We start from the raw sequence: 2,245 nt of genomic DNA, 5'->3' as shown, positions 1-2,245 counted from the left end.
CCACCCAGGCCCTTGAACTGGTCAAGGCCAACCCCGGCATCTCGATCCCCGAGATCGCCGAGAAGATGGAGATCCAGCAGAACTACCTCTACCGCGTTCTCCCCGGCCTGGCCCAGGACGGGCTGGTCGAGAAGCGCGGCCGCGGCTGGCATCCCAAGGAAGCTGCGTAGCGTCAACCTGGACAGATTATCGATGCGCAAAAGCAACATGCCACCGAAGAAGAACGTGTGCGCCCGTCGAGAATGGGAAGAAACCGTCACATGATGATCAAACGTCTCTTCCTCGCTCTCCTGATCGCCGCCGCCGGCGCCTTCTCCGCCGTCGCCATCGCCGCCTGCGACGATGACGAAGACGCCGTTGTCGAGGACGCCCAGGAGGCCGAGATTCAAATCACCGACACGGCGCTTGAGCCCGACCGCGTGGAGGTCAGTGCCGGGGTGGTCCGCTTCCGCATCGAGAACAACGGCGACCAGACACACAAGCTGGCCGTCGAGACGGCGAACGAAGTCGAGGAGAGCGACTCGATCGAGCCCGGCAGCTCCGGCACCCTGACGGTCACCCTCCCTGAGGGCGAGTACACGATGTACGACCCGCTGGAGAACTACCGCGAGCGCGGCCTCGAGGGCACTGTGGTCGTGCGCGGCGGCCCGGACACCATCGAGCGGACGGTCACCGACGAGGACACCGACACCGTCACCCGCGAGGACACCGACACCGTCACGCGCGAGGACACCGACACCGTCACCCGGGAAGACACCGACACCGTGACCCGGCAGGAGACCGTGACGCGGGAGCGGACGGTGCCGCAGGAGCAGCAGGACCAGCAGACGACGACCGCGCCCTGAGCGCGACCTGAGCACCTCGACGCCCTCCGCCCGCCAATGGCGGGCGGGTCGGCGTCGAGGCTCACCACCGCGTCCGGGATCCGCGCGGCCTGATGCGGCGGCGCTGCCATAGCATCGCCATCCATGGCGAAGATCAAGGTGACCAACCCCGTCGTCGAGCTCGACGGGGACGAGATGACGCGGATCATCTGGCAGTTCATCAAGGAAAAGCTGATCCTTCCCTACCTCGACGTGCAGCTCGAGTACTACGACCTCGGGTTGCAGGCTCGCGACGCCACCGACGATCAGGTGACTGTCGACGCCGCCAACGCGATCGCCGAGCACGGGGTCGGCGTGAAGTGCGCCACCATCACCCCGGATGAGACCCGCGTGGAGGAGTTCGGCCTCAAGCAGATGTGGCGCTCGCCCAACGGCACGATCCGCAACATCCTGGGCGGGGTCATCTTCCGCGAGCCAATCGTCATCTCCAACGTGCCCCGCCTGGTACCGGGTTGGACCCAGCCCATCATCATCGGCCGCCACGCTTACGGGGACCAGTACCGCGCGACCGACACGAAGATCCCCGGAGCGGGGAAGCTGATGCTGACCTTCACGCCCAGCAACGGTGACGAGCCCATCGAGCTGGAGGTCTTCGACTTTCCCGAGGGAGGCGGCGTCGCGATGGCGATGTACAACCTCGACGCTTCCATCCGCGACTTCGCGCGCGCGTCGCTTCGCTACGGCCTGGACCGCGGCCTCCCGGTCTACATGTCGACCAAGAACACGATCCTCAAGACCTACGACGGGCGCTTCAAGGACCTGTTCCAGGAAGTGTTCGACGACGAGTTCAAGGCGGAGTTCGACGCCGCCGGGCTCACCTACGAGCACCGCCTCATCGACGACATGGTCGCCGCCGCGCTGAAGTGGGAGGGTGGCTATGTGTGGGCGTGCAAGAACTACGACGGCGACGTGCAGTCCGATACTGTCGCCCAGGGCTTCGGCTCACTGGGGCTGATGACCAGCGTGCTCATGACCCCCGACGGCCAGACCGTCGAGGCCGAGGCCGCCCACGGCACGGTGACCCGCCATTTCCGCCAGCACCAACAGGGCAAGGAGACCTCCACCAACCCGATCGCGTCGATCTTCGCCTGGACGCGCGCCCTGGGCCACCGCGGGCGCATGGACGGCACGCCCGAGGTGCAGCAGTTCGCCCAGACGCTCGAGCGGGTCTGTGTGGAGACCGTAGAGAGCGGAAAGATGACCAAGGACCTCGCCCTGCTGGTGGGCGGCGACCAGGGGTGGCTGACCACCCAGGAGTTCCTGGCCGCGATCGACGAGAACCTGGACAAGGAGATGAACGTCTGATGGCCACCCGTGTGGCAGTCACCGGCGCCGCCGGCCAGATCGGCTATGCCCTGCTG

General features: G+C 66.4%; 1 protein-coding gene and 1 pseudogene. Both read left to right on the top strand.

Features of this window, described 5'->3' with window-relative positions:
- The first annotated feature begins 263 nt into the window (after positions 1-263).
- A pseudogene (locus M3N57_09460) lies at positions 264-578 on the top strand (cupredoxin domain-containing protein).
- 390 nt (positions 579-968) lie between these two features.
- Complete coding sequence (locus tag M3N57_09455) at positions 969-2,189, top strand: NADP-dependent isocitrate dehydrogenase (protein ID MDP9022900.1); 1,221 nt, start codon at positions 969-971, stop codon at positions 2,187-2,189.
- Positions 2,190-2,245 lie beyond the last annotated feature (56 nt).

It is taken from the genome of Actinomycetota bacterium, from assembly GCA_030776725.1.
Classification (GTDB): Bacteria; Actinomycetota; Nitriliruptoria; order Nitriliruptorales; family JAHWKO01; genus JAHWKW01.
This window is presented reverse-complemented; position numbering and strand designations above follow the sequence as displayed.

Coding starts and splice junctions, on each gene's coding strand:
- M3N57_09455 (MDP9022900.1), top strand. CDS start 969: ATGGCGAAGATCAAGGTGACCAACCCCGTCGTCGAGCTCGACGGGGAC.